General features: G+C 55.8%; 13 protein-coding genes. 12 read left to right on the top strand and 1 reads right to left on the bottom strand.

All coding sequences use genetic code 11. From position 1 onward, the window contains the following. Positions 1-81: 81 nt before the first annotated feature. The 9 genes from ABVF61_RS09910 to ABVF61_RS09870 all read left to right on the top strand — a co-directional run bounded on the left by ABVF61_RS09910 (position 82) and on the right by ABVF61_RS09870 (position 10,253). Positions 82-1,323: a carbohydrate ABC transporter permease gene (locus tag ABVF61_RS09910; protein ID WP_353993348.1), complete on the top strand. Its 1,242-nt coding sequence runs from the start codon at positions 82-84 to the stop codon at positions 1,321-1,323. Then, positions 1,323-2,471 carry a carbohydrate ABC transporter permease gene (locus tag ABVF61_RS09905; protein WP_353993347.1) on the top strand — a complete coding sequence of 383 codons (1,149 nt, stop codon included), beginning with the start codon at positions 1,323-1,325 and terminating at the stop codon, positions 2,469-2,471. The genes ABVF61_RS09910 and ABVF61_RS09905 overlap by 1 nt, the downstream gene beginning before the upstream one ends. Positions 2,472-2,504: 33 nt before the next feature. Continuing rightward, positions 2,505-3,596: an ABC transporter ATP-binding protein gene (locus ABVF61_RS09900; protein WP_353993346.1), complete on the top strand. Its 1,092-nt coding sequence runs from the start codon at positions 2,505-2,507 to the stop codon at positions 3,594-3,596. A 493-nt stretch (positions 3,597-4,089) separates the two neighbouring features. Then, positions 4,090-4,878, top strand: coding sequence for a DeoR/GlpR family DNA-binding transcription regulator (locus ABVF61_RS09895; protein ID WP_353993345.1), 789 nt, complete (start codon positions 4,090-4,092; stop codon positions 4,876-4,878). Continuing rightward, positions 4,878-5,948, top strand: a complete 1,071-nt coding sequence (locus ABVF61_RS09890; RefSeq protein WP_353993344.1) for an ABC transporter ATP-binding protein — start codon at positions 4,878-4,880, stop codon at positions 5,946-5,948. The genes ABVF61_RS09895 and ABVF61_RS09890 overlap by 1 nt, the downstream gene beginning before the upstream one ends. A gap of 67 nt (positions 5,949-6,015) precedes the next feature. Continuing rightward, entirely contained in the window at positions 6,016-7,299 is a 1,284-nt protein-coding gene (locus tag ABVF61_RS09885; protein ID WP_353993343.1) for an ABC transporter substrate-binding protein, read from the top strand. A 126-nt stretch (positions 7,300-7,425) separates the two neighbouring features. Next, positions 7,426-8,313: a carbohydrate ABC transporter permease gene (locus ABVF61_RS09880; RefSeq protein WP_353993342.1), complete on the top strand. Its 888-nt coding sequence runs from the start codon at positions 7,426-7,428 to the stop codon at positions 8,311-8,313. Beyond that, positions 8,310-9,131 carry a carbohydrate ABC transporter permease gene (locus ABVF61_RS09875; protein ID WP_353993341.1) on the top strand — a complete coding sequence of 274 codons (822 nt, stop codon included), beginning with the start codon at positions 8,310-8,312 and terminating at the stop codon, positions 9,129-9,131. The genes ABVF61_RS09880 and ABVF61_RS09875 overlap by 4 nt, the downstream gene beginning before the upstream one ends. Positions 9,132-9,344: 213 nt before the next feature. After that, positions 9,345-10,253, top strand: coding sequence for a sugar kinase (locus ABVF61_RS09870; protein WP_353993340.1), 909 nt, complete (start codon positions 9,345-9,347; stop codon positions 10,251-10,253). A 7-nt stretch (positions 10,254-10,260) separates the two neighbouring features. Here ABVF61_RS09870 and ABVF61_RS09865 read toward each other — a convergent pair whose 3' ends face one another. After that, positions 10,261-10,752 (bottom strand): Lrp/AsnC family transcriptional regulator, encoded by a 492-nt coding sequence (locus tag ABVF61_RS09865; RefSeq protein WP_353993339.1) that lies wholly within the window; start codon positions 10,750-10,752, stop codon positions 10,261-10,263. 140 nt (positions 10,753-10,892) lie between these two features. Between ABVF61_RS09865 and ABVF61_RS09860 the strand changes: the two genes are divergently transcribed. From ABVF61_RS09860 to ABVF61_RS09850, 3 genes are all read left to right on the top strand, one after another. Then, positions 10,893-11,327, top strand: coding sequence for a universal stress protein (locus ABVF61_RS09860; protein ID WP_353993338.1), 435 nt, complete (start codon positions 10,893-10,895; stop codon positions 11,325-11,327). Positions 11,328-11,346: 19 nt separating this feature from the next. Next, positions 11,347-12,888, top strand: coding sequence for an alanine/glycine:cation symporter family protein (locus tag ABVF61_RS09855; RefSeq protein WP_353993337.1), 1,542 nt, complete (start codon positions 11,347-11,349; stop codon positions 12,886-12,888). 705 nt (positions 12,889-13,593) lie between these two features. Next, on the top strand, positions 13,594-15,783 hold the full coding sequence (locus ABVF61_RS09850; protein WP_353993336.1) for a methyl-accepting chemotaxis protein: 2,190 nt from the start codon (positions 13,594-13,596) through the stop codon (positions 15,781-15,783). Positions 15,784-15,879 lie beyond the last annotated feature (96 nt).

Below are 15,879 nucleotides of genomic sequence, written 5' to 3'. Positions count from 1 at the left end.
TTAACGCTCCTTTTTCCCCAAGACAGGTTTCGCCCGGACATGCCGGGAACGATCTGCAATGACTAAAGGGATGGATCGGCCATGTTTTCGGATAACCCGGCGCTCTACGGGCTGACGGTAATTGTAGTCGGTGTCGGCGGCTGCCTCGGATACTTCTTTTTATCGAACCTGTTCCTCGACAAGGTCCTTTTTCCGGCTTCTGGTCCGAATGCCGGCCGGAACATAAATCGTGCGAACATGATCCGCCCCTGGCTGTTTCTGTTTCCAGCCCTGTTCGCGTTGATGCTCTATCTGGCCTACCCGGTCTTTGAGACCTTGCGTCTCTCGCTGACGGACAGAGATCAGGGCGGCGCGTTCGTCGGCTTCGCAAACTACAGTCAGATGATGGCCGAGCCGAAATTCTGGGAAGCCGTGCGGAACAACATGCTCTGGCTGATCGTCGTTCCGGCCATTTCAACGGCGTTTGGGCTGCTTGTTGCCCAGCTGACGGACAGGATCAAATGGGGCAATCTGGCCAAATCCCTCATTTTCATGCCGATGGCAATCTCGTTTGTCGGTGCCTCGGTGATCTTCAAGCTGATTTACGATACGCGTCCTGAAGACCAGAACCAGATAGGCATCCTGAATGCGGTCTGGCTTAAGTTCGACGGAGGCATCGGATCGGTGCTGCTCTTGCAGGTTCTGCCGTCCATGCTGCTGGTCGGTTTCGTGGTGATCGTTGCTTCGGTTGCCTGGTCCTTCGTCCGGGCAATCGTTGCCAAAGGCGAAGATCATTCTGGGTGGCTGTTGCCTTTGCGCCTTCTGGTGGCTGTTGGTGCCTTGTGGCTCATCTGGATGTCGCTCAGTTCGCTGGTTGGCCTTTGGGTCGGTGAACTGCCCTATGGCGAAGCACAAACCTGGTTGACGGTTCCCCTGTGGAACAACTTCTTCCTGATGGTGGTGTTGATCTGGATCCAGACCGGATTTGCGATGGTGATCCTGTCTGCCGCCTTGCGGGGCATTCCCGAAGAGACGATTGAAGCTGCCATCATAGATGGGGCAAATCCGTTCCAGATCTTCTTCAAGATCAAGGTCCCGCAGATCATGGGAACCATCGTTGTTGTCTGGACGACGATCACGCTGACGGTCCTGAAGGTCTTTGACATCGTCTTTGCGATGACCAATGGCCAGTGGGAAACCCAGGTTCTTGCCAACTACATGTACGACAAGCTGTTTCGTGCGAATGACTGGGGCGTCGGTTCGGCAAGCGCGATCATCATCATGTTGCTCGTGACGCCAATCCTCGTCTGGAACGTCTACAACGCCCGGAAGGAGATGAAGTGATGGCCAGCATTGCCGGTAAAAAGTCCGGACTGACATGGGCAGTCCATATCTCCGTCGCCTTGCTCGTGCTGCTCTGGTTGTTTCCGACGATCGGTCTGTTCGTGTCGTCCTTCCGGACTGCGGATCAGATCTCAAGTTCCGGATGGTGGGCCGCACTGTTTCCGGCGGAGCAGAACGAAGTCTACCGGGCTGCAGATCCCGACGACAACCGGGTCGCGGATGGGGACATGTTTGTGGTCACCGGAAACATTTTCGAGGGAGCGCCGCGCGAGATCCGTGCCTGGGGCATTTCATCCAGAGATGTCTCTGCCTATCAGCCCGGTGACACCGCCGAAATGAAAGACGGCGAAAGCGTGACCCTCCAGCCTGACGGAAGTTATGTCTGGCGGGGTAATGACAAGCAACTCTCCGGTCGCGGACAGCGAATATTCATAACTGCCACGGTGCCGCCTGAGTTCACGCTCGACAACTACACCACGATCCTCTTTTCGGGGTCGGGCCAGGACAATATGGCCAAGGCGTTCTTCAATACGCTGACCGTGACGATCCCGGCAACGATCATTCCGATTGTGGTGGCAGCCTTTGCGGCTTACGCCCTTGCCTGGATGGAGTTTCCCGGGCGTGCGATCCTCATCGCGGCTGTGGTTGGAATGCTGGTCGTCCCGCTGCAGCTGGCGCTCATTCCGCTGCTGAGGCTGCATCTCGGTATCGGGATCGGCAAGGGGTATCTGGGCGTCTGGCTTGCGCATACTGCCTTTGGCATGCCGCTCGCAGTCTATCTGCTGCGAAACTACATGGTCGGTCTGCCACGGGACATTATCGAGAATGCGAAGGTAGACGGTGCGACCGATTTCCAGATCTTTACCAAGATCATCATTCCTCTCAGTTTCCCGGCGCTGGCGTCCTTTGCGATCTTCCAGTTCCTGTGGACCTGGAACGATCTTCTGGTTGCAAAGGTGTTCCTGATTGACGCGACGGGTTCGACAACGGTGATGACGAACCAGATCGTCGAGTTGCTGGGGACCAGAGGTGGCAACTGGGAGATCCTTGCAACAGCCGCATTCGTGTCGATTGCCGTACCGCTTGGCGTGTTCTTTGCGATGCAACGGTATCTGGTGCGCGGCCTGCTCGCAGGATCGGTCAAGTAACATGAACAAGAAACAAATTGGGGAGCAGCCGGCATGACCTCCTTGTCCTTGAAAGATGTCAGCAAATCTTACGGTGAAGTTGAAGTCTTGCGCGACATCAACCTGGAAATCGAACAGGGCGAACTGATCGTGTTTGTCGGACCTTCGGGGTGCGGGAAATCGACCTTGCTCCGCATGATCGCCGGGCTTGAAAAAATCACCGGGGGAACGCTCGAAATCGACGATGTCGTCGTCAACGACGTGCCCCCGGCGCAGCGGGGCATTGCGATGGTGTTCCAGTCCTATGCGCTTTATCCGCACATGACTGTTTACGACAACATGGCGTTTGCCCTGAAGCTTGCGCACAAGTCCAAGGAAGAGATCGACAAGGCGGTCAAAAGCGCCGCCGAGACGCTTCAGCTCACGCAATATCTCGATCGGCTGCCGAAGGCGCTTTCAGGCGGACAGCGTCAGCGCGTTGCGATCGGAAGGTCCATTGTACGCGATCCGAAAGTCTTCCTTTTCGATGAGCCTCTTTCCAATCTGGACGCAGCGCTCCGGGTTGCGACCAGGATCGAGATCGCCCAGCTGAAGGAAAGCATGCCAGAAAGCACGATGATCTACGTGACGCATGATCAGGTCGAAGCGATGACGCTTGCAAGCCGGATCGTGGTGTTGCATGGCGGCGACGTGGAGCAGTTCGGTGCGCCACTTGAACTCTATGAGCGCCCGGCGAACACGTTTGTCGCCCAGTTTATCGGATCGCCTGCGATGAATCTCATCGAGGCAAAAGTCACCGCCACCGGTGACACCACTTCAGTTCAAATGTCTGATGGCGGGCATGCTGATGCGCCAATTGGATCCCGCGACAGTGACCTGGGGAATGTCGTCAAGCTCGGTGTCCGTCCGGAGGATCTGACGGTAACGGAAAGCGATGACTACCTTGTGTCGGCGGAGGTTGAAATTGTCGAAGCACTCGGCGAGACGACAGTGCTTTATTTCAAGTCGCAGAACGGAGGGGAGTCTCTCATTGCAAAGCTTCCCGGAATTCACAAGATCGACAAGGGCACAACAACCCGGCTCACTGCCGTGCAGGACAAACTGCATCTGTTCGACAGCAACGGAAGGTCCTTTTTGTATCGCTAGGGCTGCGTCCTACGGGTGACGGTTGCTAAACAGTCGAAAGTTCCTCCCAGCCCCTGTTTCCCCGTTAAGGGGGGGCAGGGTGCTGGGTGTTTCGCTTTTGAAGCCACAGTGCCGCGAATTCTTGGATCATTTTTGTCGCGGATGCCACGCTTGCACTGTTCCGCCGGTGCGCGTTTTCGAGCCATGGAAACTCCGCATCTGACCGGCTTTTGACACGAAAGCTGTCTGGCCCGGCTGTTTTGTCCCTGCTTATCTCCCTTCAGGTGTCGAGCTGGCTCCAAACTGGCCTTCAAGGCGCGGTTTGTTGCGCGCGCAGCTTCACGCGGCTTCGTAAGTGTCATATCATTTTCATATGAACGTCGAATAAGGTTCATATGAACATGATTTATCCTGCTTTGAATTCGATCGGCTGAAGGTCAGGTCGAGGCGCGTACTAACCAATCTGCTTGGCGAAGCAGCTTTTGCGGGTCAACAGGTATCGGGTCGGAAGCATATGCTTGGTCAGGTAGACATTTCGAAACGACAGGCCGAAATTGCCGATCTCGTGCAAAAGGCCGGTTTTGCGTCGGTGGAGGAGCTTGCCGAGCGATTTGAGGTGACCACCCAGACGATCCGCAGAGATGTAAACGGATTGTGCGAGTTGGGTGTCCTGCGCCGAACACATGGAGGTGTGGAACCTCCCGCACCGGCCTCCAACATTCACTATTCAACACGGCAAATCCTGAACCTTCCCGAAAAGCGGCTTATAGCCAAGCTGGTAGGGGCCAAGATCGAGAACAACCAGTCGGTCGCCTTTTCGATCGGGACGACACCGGAGATCGTCATGCAAGCGCTCACCGGTCATGACAAGCTTGCCGTCTTCACAAATAATCTGAACGTTGCGTTCACCGCCTCCAGCAATCCCTCCTTCCAGGTCACCATCGCGGGCGGACGTCTTCGACACGGTGACCGGGACATTCTCGGCTCGGCGGCGCAGGCCTTCTTTTCAAACTACAAAGTTGACGTCGGGATATTCGGTGTCGCAGGCGTTGATGAAGACGGTACGCTGCTTGATTTCCATGAGGATGAAGTCGCTGCACGCCAATCGATCCTGGCCAATTGCCGTAAGTCCTACCTCGTGCTGGATCACAGCAAGTTTGGCCGGGCGGCTCATGTGCGCGGCGGCCAGCTGAAAGACGTGGATGCGGTTTTCTGCGACCGTCCCGTCCCGGATGCGTTCCTGGAGAGTCTTCGGGGTTCAAAAACCGAGGTTTTTGTCTACGAAGGCGGGGGCGTAGCGTGATGGCAAGCAAGGCCTTGGCAAGTGCCGGCAAACCGATCAGCCTGGACGGCGTTTCGCGGGTCTGGGGCGAAACGATTGCCGTAGACGCCTTGTCCATCGAGATACCGGCGGGTTCCTTCACCGCGCTTCTGGGTCCCTCCGGATGCGGCAAGTCGACCACGCTGCGGATGATTGCAGGCCTGGAGGAGGTCAGTGCCGGCCGCATCCTGATCGGCGGCGATGATGTGACCGGCAAGCCATCTTCCAAACGAGACCTATCGATGGTCTTTCAGTCCTATGCGCTGTTTCCCCATCTCAGCGTTGCGGAGAACATTATTTTCGGGCTCAAGGTGCGCCGCGTGAACCGCAGCGAACGCGACGAGCGCTTGAAAAAAGTTGCCGATCTACTCGGACTGTCGGTTCTGCTCGATCGAAAGCCGGGTCAATTGTCGGGCGGCCAGCAGCAACGTGTCGCGCTTGGCCGTGCAATCATCGGCGAAAAACCGATTTGCCTGATGGACGAGCCGCTTTCCAACCTGGATGCGAAACTCAGGCATGAAATGCGGCTTGAAATCAGGTCTCTCCAGCAACAGCTCGGCTTCACGATGGTCTATGTGACCCACGATCAGGTCGAGGCGATCACCATGGCCGATCAGGTCGTGCTCCTGAACAAGGGACGGCTGGAACAGGCGGCTGCACCACGGGACCTTTACGAGAAGCCTGCAAGCCCGTTTGCAGCCAAATTCATCGGCACACCGCCAATGAACCTGTTTCCGGCCAATACGTTCAAGAAGCTTTGTACGGCACCTGACTTCCAGCTCGGGATACGGCCTGAAGCGATGCGCATGCAGGCCGATGGGCCGATTTCAGCCTCGATACGCGCTGTTGAATATCTCGGTGCGGACACTCTGGCGGATTGCGTTGTTGCCGAGACCGCGTTTCAGGTGAGGCTGCCAACCACGAGACCCGTGCAGCCCGGCGAAACGATTCAGCTGGGTTTTGATCCGGACGCACTACACGTTTTCGACGCCGATACCGGCCGCCGGAGAGATGATCTTATTTCGGAATTCGGAACACTTCTGAATTCCTGACCGACTGCGCGCGCCCGCGTAGACCAGCCGCAATGATGCGGATGTTCAAACCTTAGGAAGTGTAGAGATGTTGAAGTCAACTTTCCTGAAAGCCGTTGCGGCAACGGCTCTTTCTTTCAGCACCTGGGCGTCCGCTCAGGCTGTTGACCTGCAATTTTATTTCCCGGTCGCTGTTGGCGGAAAAGCCGCCGAAACCATCCAGGAACTGACCAACGAATATGTTGCTCAGAACCCGGATGTGAACATTGATGCTGTCTACGCCGGGTCCTATCAGGACACTGTTGCCAAGGCGATCACTGCCTCACGCGGTGGAAACCCGCCTCAGCTTTCGGTGATCCTTTCGGTCGATATGTTCACACTGATTGATGAGGATCTGATCGTTCCCTTTGACGATTACCTCAGCACTGACGAAGACAAGAAGTGGGTCGAAGGCTTCTATCCGGCCTTCATGGAAAACAGCCAGACCGGAGGCAAGACCTACGGCATTCCTTTCCAGCGCTCCACGCCGGTTCTTTACTGGAACAAGGACGCTTTCAAGGAAGCCGGTCTTGACCCCGACGTTGCGCCGGAAAGCTGGGACGAAATGGTCGAGTTCGGCAAGAAACTGACCAAAAAGGACGCCAGCGGAAACGTCACACAATGGGGCGTTCGCATTCCGTCGTCCGGCTTCCCCTATTGGCTGTTCCAGGGTCTGGCGATTGAAAACGGTGCGATCCTTGCCAATGCAGACGGCAACAAGACCAACTTCGATGACCCGAAGGTTGTCGAGGCGCTTCAGTATCTTGTCGACCTGAGCACGAAATATGAAATCATGGCACCTGGCATCATCGAATGGGGCGCGACACCGAAAGCCTTCTTCGAAGGCCAGACGGCGATGATGTGGACCTCGACCGGCAATCTGACGAATGTCCGTGACAACGCACCGTTCGACTTCGGCGTTGCAATGCTGCCGGCAAAGGAAACACGCGGTGCGCCGACCGGTGGCGGTAACTTCTATCTGTTCAAGGGAGCCTCCGACGAACAGAACAAGGCTGCTGTCGAATTCGTTCAATGGATCACGGCCCCTGAGCAGGCTGCCAAGTGGACGATCGCAACCGGCTACGTCGCTCCGCGTCCCGAGACCTGGGAAACCGAAACGATGAAAGCCTATACGGCCGATTTCGCTCCGGCCCTTGTCGCCCGCGACCAGCTCGAATTCGCCAAGGCGGAACTGTCGACCTATCAGAACCAGCGTGTGACGGGCATCTTCAACGATGCGCTTGCTTCCGCGATCACCGGCAAAAAAGACCCGGCAACCGCGCTGAAGGAAGCGCAGACCCAGGCTGACGCGATCCTGGCTGAATATCGCTGACGTCTCGCAAGGGTGGATCGCCGGCCCTGGCCGGCGCTCCGTCAAATCAAAGGCCGCAATCGTGCGGTCAATGCGCTCAAGTCACCTTGGACACTTGCGCTCCCATTTACTCCGGAAGCAAAAGAAATGCGGGCATTCAAACTCAAACGCGATTGGATCAATGGCTGGCTTCTGTTGCTGCCGGCCCTGGTGTTTTTGTTTGCCTTTACGCACATTCCGGCTGTCACGACGCTGATCAACAGCTTCTTTTCAACGCCGCGCGGTCGCCGTCCGGCGAAGTTCATCGGGCTGGACAACTACGAGCGCATGATCAACGATCCCGTTTTCTGGAAGGTGCTCTGGAACAATCTCTGGTTCGCGATCGGGACGATCCCTGTTTCGGTTGCGCTGGCGATCGTCATGGCTCTTTGGGTGAACGAAAAGCTTGCCGGACGCAGCTTCGTTCGCATGGCGTATTTCACGCCGACCGTGCTGCCGCTGATCGCGGTCGCAAATATCTGGATGTTCTTCTATACGCCCGGCTTTGGTCTCTTCGACCAGATCACCGGCTTCTTGTTCGGTTGGCCCGCAAGCAACTATCTCGGCAACCCCGATACCGCGCTGAACGCGATCATCGTGGTGACTGTCTGGAAGGAAGCAGGGTTCTTCATGATATTTTATCTTGCGGCCCTGCAGGCCATTCCGGTGTCGCTGAAGGAAGCAGCTCAGATCGAAGGGGCCGGACGCTGGACGATATTCTGGCGCATAACCTTTCCGCTCCTGATGCCGACAACGCTGTTCGTCTGCGTCAATGCCGTGATCAATTCCTTCCGTCTCGTGGACCACATTTTCATTCTGACAGACGGTGGTCCCGATAACGCGTCCGCGTTGCTCCTGTTTTACATCTATGAAGTGGCCTTCCGTTTCTGGGAAACGGCTTATGGAGCGACGTTGACCGTCGCCTTGCTGGTGCTCCTTTCACTGCTTGCCATTGGCCAGTTCTTCTTTTTCGACAGAAAGGTGCACTATAAATGACCGGTGCGTCCGATCTGTTCGACCGTCTGCTCAACACGTTTGCCGCCTGGGCTCTGGCGCTGTTGTGGGTGTTGCCACTTGCCTATGCCGTTTGGACTGCGTTCCATCCGGCCGCCTACGAAGCAAGATTTGAGCTGTTTGCGCCCCTGACACTGGAAAATTTCTCGAAAGCCTGGGATGCGGCGCCCTTTGCCCGTTACTTCCTGAACACATTCATTCTCGTGACGATGATCCTCGCCGGTCAGTTCTTTTTGTGCACACTGGCTGCCTTCGCCTTCGCGCGGTTCGAGTTTCCCGGGCGCAACATACTGTTTGCACTTGTTCTGCTTCAGCTTCTGGTGATGCCGGATATCCTGATGGTCGAAAACTACAAGACCATGCGCTTGCTTAATCTGGTCGACACAATCCCGGCGATTGCGTTGCCCTACATTGCGTCCGGTTTCGGTATTTTCCTGCTGCGGCAGACGTTCATGACGATCCCCAAGGAGCTGGACGAGGCGGCCAGGATTGAAGGGGCTTCCTTCCTGGGTGTGCTGTGGAAGGTCTATATCCCGCTCGCCAAACCGACTTACCTTGCCTATGGGCTGGTATCGGTCAGCCACCACTGGAACAATTTCCTCTGGCCGCTGATTGTCACCAATTCGGTGGAAACCAGGCCTGTCACAGTCGGCCTCAGCATCTTTTCCGCAATCGACAGCGGAATTGAGTGGTCGGTCATCAATGCGGCCACCTTGATGACTTCCGGGCCGCTGCTGATTGCGTTTTTGTTGTTCCAGCGCCAATTCGTTCAAAGTTTCATGCGAGCCGGCATTAAGTAGGGCTCAAAGCTGAAAATGCGCAGGCATACATGACACCTTGATTTGCCTCGAATGAGACCCTGGCGGCCGCACCGGTCTAAAGTCTGATGGCGAAGGTGATTGACGCCTTCCCCATTCATGCTATTAACTTAAGCTGAATTTAAATGGATTTAAATCGCAGAAAACAGCGGTTTTTGAGTTGAGAGTCCTGAGATGATTCCTGGGGAGGAACGTGTGTCCAAGACATTTTTGGCTGTTGGCGAGTGCATGGTGGAGATGGCTCCAACCGGCCAGGGCACTTTTGCGATGGGGTTTGCCGGCGACACCTTGAATACGGCCTGGTATGCGCGCAAGAGCCTGCCGGATGATTGGACCGTCGGCTATCTCACTGCTGTCGGCCGAGACCAGGTTTCGGAGGAAATGCTCGATTTCCTGCGCTCGTCAGGCGTGGATGTCGGCGCTGTGCGCAAACTGGACGAACGAACCGTCGGCCTTTACATGATCCAGCTGAAGGACGGCGAGCGGAGCTTTGCGTATTGGCGCTCGCAATCTGCAGCACGCCAACTGGCCGCAGATTCCGCCCATCTTCAGGCTTCCTTATCGACTGCCAATCTCATTTATTTCAGCGGCATCACGCTGGCGATCCTTCCGGAGAAGGACAGGCAAGTCTTTTTTGAGGCGTTGTCAATTGCGCGAAAGGCGGGTGCTAAAACGGCCTTTGATCCCAATCTGCGTCCGCGTCTTTGGGAGAATGAAGACGTGATGCGCAAGAGTGTTACGCAAGCTGCCGCTCTGTGCGACTTTGTCATGCCATCGTTTGAAGACGAGTTGGCACATTTCGGCGATGCGACCGCCGACGTAAGCGCTGATAGATACCTGTCGGCGGGTGCCGGCATGGTGGTTGTCAAAAACGGGCCGGAAGAAGTCATCTGTGCGACCGGGCAAGAAAAACACGCGTTTCAGCCCTCGCCGGTGCAAAATATTGTCGATACGACGGCGGCAGGTGACAGCTACAACGCGGCATTTCTTGCGGAATACCTGACAAGTCAAAGCATCAAGGCCAGCGTTGATGCAGGTGCACGGCTTGCCGGAACCGTCATTCAGCACCGTGGTGCCCTGGTGGATTGTTTCGAGGTGGCCTGAGCGCAAATCAAGCCGGTAGACCATCACCCTTGGTGCCGCTGAGGTCTTCCAGGTTCAGCCCTTCGAACTCTTTGACCGTGCTTAGGCTCAATAGCGTTTTCATCTGGGCGACAGACGGTATCTGCGAAAGTCGCCCCCGGTATATCCTCTCGTAGTCGGCCGTATTCTTGGTCATCAGCCTGATAAGATAATCGAATTCACCTGATATCAGGTGGCATTCCAGAACTTCAGGCATTCGAGCGATTTCATCCTCGAAGGCCAGCGCATCTTCCCTGCGCGGACTGGTCAGTTTCACTTCAATGAAAACCTGCATTTCGAGATTGAGCGATGCCCGGTCCAGACGGACTGTGTAGGCCTCGATGACCCCGTTCGCTTCGAGCATTTTCACCCGTCGATGGCATGCCGACAGGGAAAGTCCGACCTGATCTGACAGTCTTGCCATCGAAATACGACTGTTTTTCTGCAAAATCGAAAGTATTTTCCTATCCAGGCTATCCATCGTAATAATTCCGAAAATTTTCTGATTTTTCGATAATTATTGAGAAATTTTCTGAATTCAATTGAAAAACGAGAACCTTTCCCCTGCAACTTCGAATATGGTTTCCTCTACGGCATGGGGCCGTTGAGAAGGGGAACAGAATGAAAAAGAAAATAGTCGTCGGGTACGACGGCAGCAGCGCATCGGGGAATGCACTCGATTTCGCTGTCAACTTGGCGAAAGCCAGTCAATCAGGGCTCGTTGTGGCCCATATCCTGGAATGGTCGCCATACACTTTTTTGACACCTACCGAACTTGAGGAACGGCATGCACGCCGGACAGAGGAACTTGAGCGGGCGAAATCGTCCTTGCTCGATCCGGTCATGCAAAAACTCTCTGACAGCGGGATCGAAGCAACGTCGGAACTTCGCTACGGCCATATTGCCGAAACCCTGATCAAGGTTGCCGAAGCAGATGACGTGGAACAGCTGGTGATCGGCCGGACCGGCCACTCGCAGCTTTCATCGCGAATATTCGGATCGGTCGCCGGAAGCCTGGCACAAGCGTCGCCAGTGCCCGTGACCATCGTTCCCTAAGCTTTCAGAGGTTCAAGCAATGAAAAAATCCTACGCTGCGGTTCTAGCCGCAACCATTTTGCTTGCCGGTGTTATGCCGGCAATGGCGCAATCCATCGACGAACAGGTCAATACGCTGTTTGCAAATTCGACCGGCTGGTTTGTCAGTTTCATCTTCAGCCCGTTCCCTGGAACATCCTTTCCGTGGATCGTGGGCTGGCTGGTCGTGGCCGCAACAGTCTTTACGCTCTATTTCGGGTTCATCCAGTTTCGGGCGTTCCCGCATTCCATCGCGCTCGTGCGGGGTGATTATTCGGATCCCGACGATGCCGGGGAGGTCAGTCACTTTCAGGCGCTCGCAACCGCTCTGTCCGGCACGGTGGGGCTCGGGAACATTGCCGGTGTCGCCGTTGCGGTCGGTATCGGCGGGCCCGGAGCCACTTTCTGGATGATCCTGGCGGGTCTCCTGGGGATGGCGTCGAAGTTCACCGAGTGTACGCTCGGGGTGAAATACCGGAACGAATTTCCCGACGGCACGGTTTCCGGCGGGCCCATGTACTACATGACCAAGGGGTTTGAAGAACGGGGCCTGCCTGCCGGCAAGATCCTGGCCGTGATGTTTGCAATCTTCTGCATTCTGGGCGCGTTCGGTGGCGGGAACATGTTCCAGGCCAACCAGGCGCATGCACAGATCGCCAACGTTGTCGGCGATTATCCGGGCTGGATCACCGGTCTTATCTTTGCAGCCATCGTTTTTGCGGTGATCGTCGGCGGACTGAAGTCGATCGCCTCGGTAACCGAAAAGGTCGTGCCGTTCATGGGCGTCCTCTACGTTTTGACCGCGCTGGTGATCCTACTGATGCATGCCGATAAGATCGGCTGGGCCTTTGGCCAGATCTTTGAAGGTGCCTTCACGGGTCTTGGTGTGGCCGGCGGTTTTGTGGGGGCGCTTATCCAGGGCTTTAAACGGGCGGCATTCTCCAACGAGGCCGGGGTTGGTTCTGCCGCCATCGCGCACTCTGCGGTGCGGACCAAGGAACCGATCACCGAAGGTTTCGTTTCGCTTCTGGAGCCGTTCATCGACACTGTCGTGATCTGCACCATGACCGCGCTGGTCATCATCATCACAGGACAACTCGTTTCCGATCCGGAAACCGGTCTTTACCTTCTTAACGAGGGCGGTTCCGCGATCCAGACCGTCGACGGCAATTCAGGCGTCGCTCTGACATCTGCGGCCTTCTCGTCAGCGTTCGGATGGTTCCAATACGTGTTGGCGGTAGCCGTTGTGCTGTTCGCCTTCTCGACCATGATCAGCTGGTCCTACTACGGACTGAAGGCCTGGACCTTCCTGTTCGGCGAAGGCAAGACGAAGGAACTGGTCTTCAAGGTGATTTTCTGCATCTTCGTCGTGATTGGCGCTGCAGCTAGCCTTGGCCCGGTTATCGACTTCTCCGATGCAGCGATTTTCGCCATGGCTGTTGTCAATATCGTCGCGCTTTATGCCTTGATGCCGGTCGTCAAGCGGGAGCTCGAAAGCTATCTGACGCGGCTGAAGTCCAACGAAATCAAGAAATTCACCTGATTTCGTTCCGGCTTTGCAGGCACTGGAACAGTGTCTGGGAAGGCTGATGCACAGAACCAGCCCGGTCTGCGGGCTGGTTCGCATTCGTTCTGCCGGATGTCACGCTGAGACCAGCGGAATTCCTGAACCGGAAGGTCTCGGGTCTCTCCAGCAGATATTGAAGCGAAAAAACGGAAAGAGCCGCTCTTGTTTTTGGCTGGCCTTAGCACCGAAATGGGTGCTGTTCATTGATTATCTGTCGGTGCAGATATTGGGTGTCGTTCAGTACAGGCCGGAAGACATCTTTCTTGCCTAAAAGCAAAACAGCCGTTTCTTTCAGCCGAAACCCATGCAGGACGTCGTCGATATTATTGGCATAGGGGACAGGTTCCATACCGCTTCCTAAAGGGTCTTGGACCGGTGGCGTTATCGCTCCAGGTTGGGAACCTTCGCACATTTTGCCGACGAAGTGATTCGCGCCGAAGCATGCTTTTGACCTTCTTTGAATATGCAGCTGCAGACGACTGACCAAGTAAAACCGGAACCTTTTGCATAATTCCCGTCGCAAATTGTTGGTTTCGCGAAACCGCTGTTCATGTTCGTTAATAATTCCTTTCAAAAATACATTAAAAATTAAATATAGGCGGTTCTGTTAAGAATTCCTTGGAATTTTCAACTCACGGTTCCTAACAGGTTCATTTTTCCGGTTTCCTGGGGGAGAGGTGCATGTTCTCCGCAATGCGGTTGTCCAAGAAAATACCGGCCCTTGTGGTTGGAGCTGCAGCAATTGTTGGCGTCGGTATCGGCGCTGCCAGTTACATCAATTCAGTCGGCAGTCTCGAGCAGCTGACCAAACAGCGTCTTTTCGCCGCCGCGAAAGCCGGTGAAGAGGAAATTCGTGGCTATCTTGACGCAATCAAGCGTCAACTCATTCTGACCGCGGAGCAACCCGGAACCGTCATGGCCGTCCAGGAATTTGCCGGCGTCTGGCAATCGATGTCGGAAGAAGGTGTCGACCTGCAAACCGAACTCCAGCGCGCCTATATTGAAGATAATCCGCACCCGACCGGTGAGAAGGACAAGCTCTACAAAGCGAGCGGCGGGACTGCTTACGACACCGTGCATGCGAAATATCATCCGTGGTTCCATAACCTGCAGCGGGACGAAGGCTACTACGACGTGTTCCTGTTCGATACCGAAGGCAATCTGGTCTATTCGGTGTTCAAGGAGCTGGATTATGCGACCAATTTCAAGGCCGATGGCGGCAAATGGGCGGGCTCGGACCTTGGTGAGGTTTACCGCAAGGCAATGACGATTTCGTCGCGCGACGGAGTAGCCTTCGAAGACTTCGCTCCCTACGGCCCGAGCTACGATGCGCCCGCAAGCTTCATGGCACACCAGGTTGTCGACGCCGACAACAAGACCATTGGCGTGTTGGCGTTTCAAATGCCGGTCGACAAGATCAATGCACTGATGCGCAGAAATCTGGGCCTTGGCGCGAGTGGCGAACTGCTGCTGATTGGTGAAGACGGGCTGATGCGCAACGACACCGATTTTACGCCCGACTTGAATGATATTCTTGCAACGAAGATCGACAATCCGGTCGTTGAAAAGGCCAAGGCGAACGGCAGGGCATTCGGCTATGCAGAGCTGCATCGCGGCGAACTGATGGATGTCGAGGCGATCACATTCGACTACATGGACAACAGCTTCATTCTCCTGGCAACCCAGGCCTATGCCGAGGCAACGGCTCCCGTCGTTGAGATGCGCAATCGAATGCTTGTGACGGGGGTGATCCTCATTGCAATCGCTGCCGTGGCCGGGTTTCTGGCCGCGCGAACAATCACAACGCCGATTGCACGCCTGGTCGATGCCATGAGCCGGTTGGCCGCAGGCAATGTACAGGTGGATGTTGATGGTGCCGAGCGCGGCGATGAAATTGGCGACATGAGCAGGGCGGTCAGTGTTTTCAAGGAGAATGCGATTGAGCGCATGGACCTTGAAGCAAAAGCGCAGAGTGACCAGGAGAAGGAACGTCAACGCCAGATTTTCCTCGACAACCTTATCAATGACTTCAAGGCTGCAATTTCCGAGCGCCTGTCGACGGTATCCGACCAAATGGGCCTTATGCGCCAGGCAGCAACCACACTGGACGGCCTGGCAAACAATGCGACCACGGAAACAAATTCTGCCGGTACGGCATCAAAAAGCGCCTCTGAAAGCGTTGCCGCCGTGGCGGCCGCAACGGAAGAGATGACGGCAACCGTGCAGGAAATCGCCAATCAGACGGAAGCGACCACGCGGATCGTTTCTGAAACCGTTGATGCCGCTGAAGCCTCCAATCAGAACGTGCAGACGTTGTCGGAGGCAGCCGAACACATTGGCAGCGTCGTCAACCTGATCCGGGACATCGCCGAGCAAACGAACCTTCTTGCGCTCAATGCGACCATTGAGGCTGCGCGAGCCGGAGAGGCCGGCCGGGGCTTTGCTGTGGTTGCGTCTGAAGTCAAACAGTTGGCCGAACAGACCTCAAAGGCAACTGACGAGATCTCCGGTCAAATCTCCGGTATCCAGACATCGGTGAAGGATGCAGCAGGAGCGATCGGCAACATCTCCGTGAAGGTTTCGGAAATCAAGGATCTTACGAGTTCGGTTGCGGATGCGATCGAGGAACAGCGCGCAGCGAACGAGGAGATTGCCCGTTCGGCAAAATCCGCCAGCGACAGCACCGGTGCGGCGGAAAACAGCATGAACACTGTCTCCGGAGTGGTTCTGCAAACGTCTCAAGAAGCCGGATCAGTGAACTCCGCTTCCGATCTTGTCTCCGAGGCGAGCGCAAAACTCACCGAGGAAGTCGAAAAGTTCCTGCTCGACGTGGCCAAAGACACCGAGGACCGGCATTCGGACGCAGCTTGATTGATCCGGGCAAATGGAGCGATTGCCTGCTGAAAGGCGGCGATGCTCCAAATGCCCGAACGACGGCTACCGGAGTTAGGCGAACACCAGGCTGTG

Source organism: Roseibium sp. HPY-6 (assembly GCF_040530035.1).
Taxonomy (GTDB): Bacteria; Pseudomonadota; Alphaproteobacteria; order Rhizobiales; family Stappiaceae; genus Roseibium.
This window is presented reverse-complemented; position numbering and strand designations above follow the sequence as displayed.

Coding starts and splice junctions, on each gene's coding strand:
- ABVF61_RS09910 (WP_353993348.1), top strand. CDS start 82: ATGTTTTCGGATAACCCGGCGCTCTACGGGCTGACGGTAATTGTAGTC.
- ABVF61_RS09905 (WP_353993347.1), top strand. CDS start 1,323: ATGGCCAGCATTGCCGGTAAAAAGTCCGGACTGACATGGGCAGTCCAT.
- ABVF61_RS09900 (WP_353993346.1), top strand. CDS start 2,505: ATGACCTCCTTGTCCTTGAAAGATGTCAGCAAATCTTACGGTGAAGTT.
- ABVF61_RS09895 (WP_353993345.1), top strand. CDS start 4,090: ATGCTTGGTCAGGTAGACATTTCGAAACGACAGGCCGAAATTGCCGAT.
- ABVF61_RS09890 (WP_353993344.1), top strand. CDS start 4,878: ATGGCAAGCAAGGCCTTGGCAAGTGCCGGCAAACCGATCAGCCTGGAC.
- ABVF61_RS09885 (WP_353993343.1), top strand. CDS start 6,016: ATGTTGAAGTCAACTTTCCTGAAAGCCGTTGCGGCAACGGCTCTTTCT.
- ABVF61_RS09880 (WP_353993342.1), top strand. CDS start 7,426: ATGCGGGCATTCAAACTCAAACGCGATTGGATCAATGGCTGGCTTCTG.
- ABVF61_RS09875 (WP_353993341.1), top strand. CDS start 8,310: ATGACCGGTGCGTCCGATCTGTTCGACCGTCTGCTCAACACGTTTGCC.
- ABVF61_RS09865 (WP_353993339.1), bottom strand. CDS start 10,752: ATGGATAGCCTGGATAGGAAAATACTTTCGATTTTGCAGAAAAACAGT.
- ABVF61_RS09860 (WP_353993338.1), top strand. CDS start 10,893: ATGAAAAAGAAAATAGTCGTCGGGTACGACGGCAGCAGCGCATCGGGG.
- ABVF61_RS09855 (WP_353993337.1), top strand. CDS start 11,347: ATGAAAAAATCCTACGCTGCGGTTCTAGCCGCAACCATTTTGCTTGCC.
- ABVF61_RS09850 (WP_353993336.1), top strand. CDS start 13,594: ATGTTCTCCGCAATGCGGTTGTCCAAGAAAATACCGGCCCTTGTGGTT.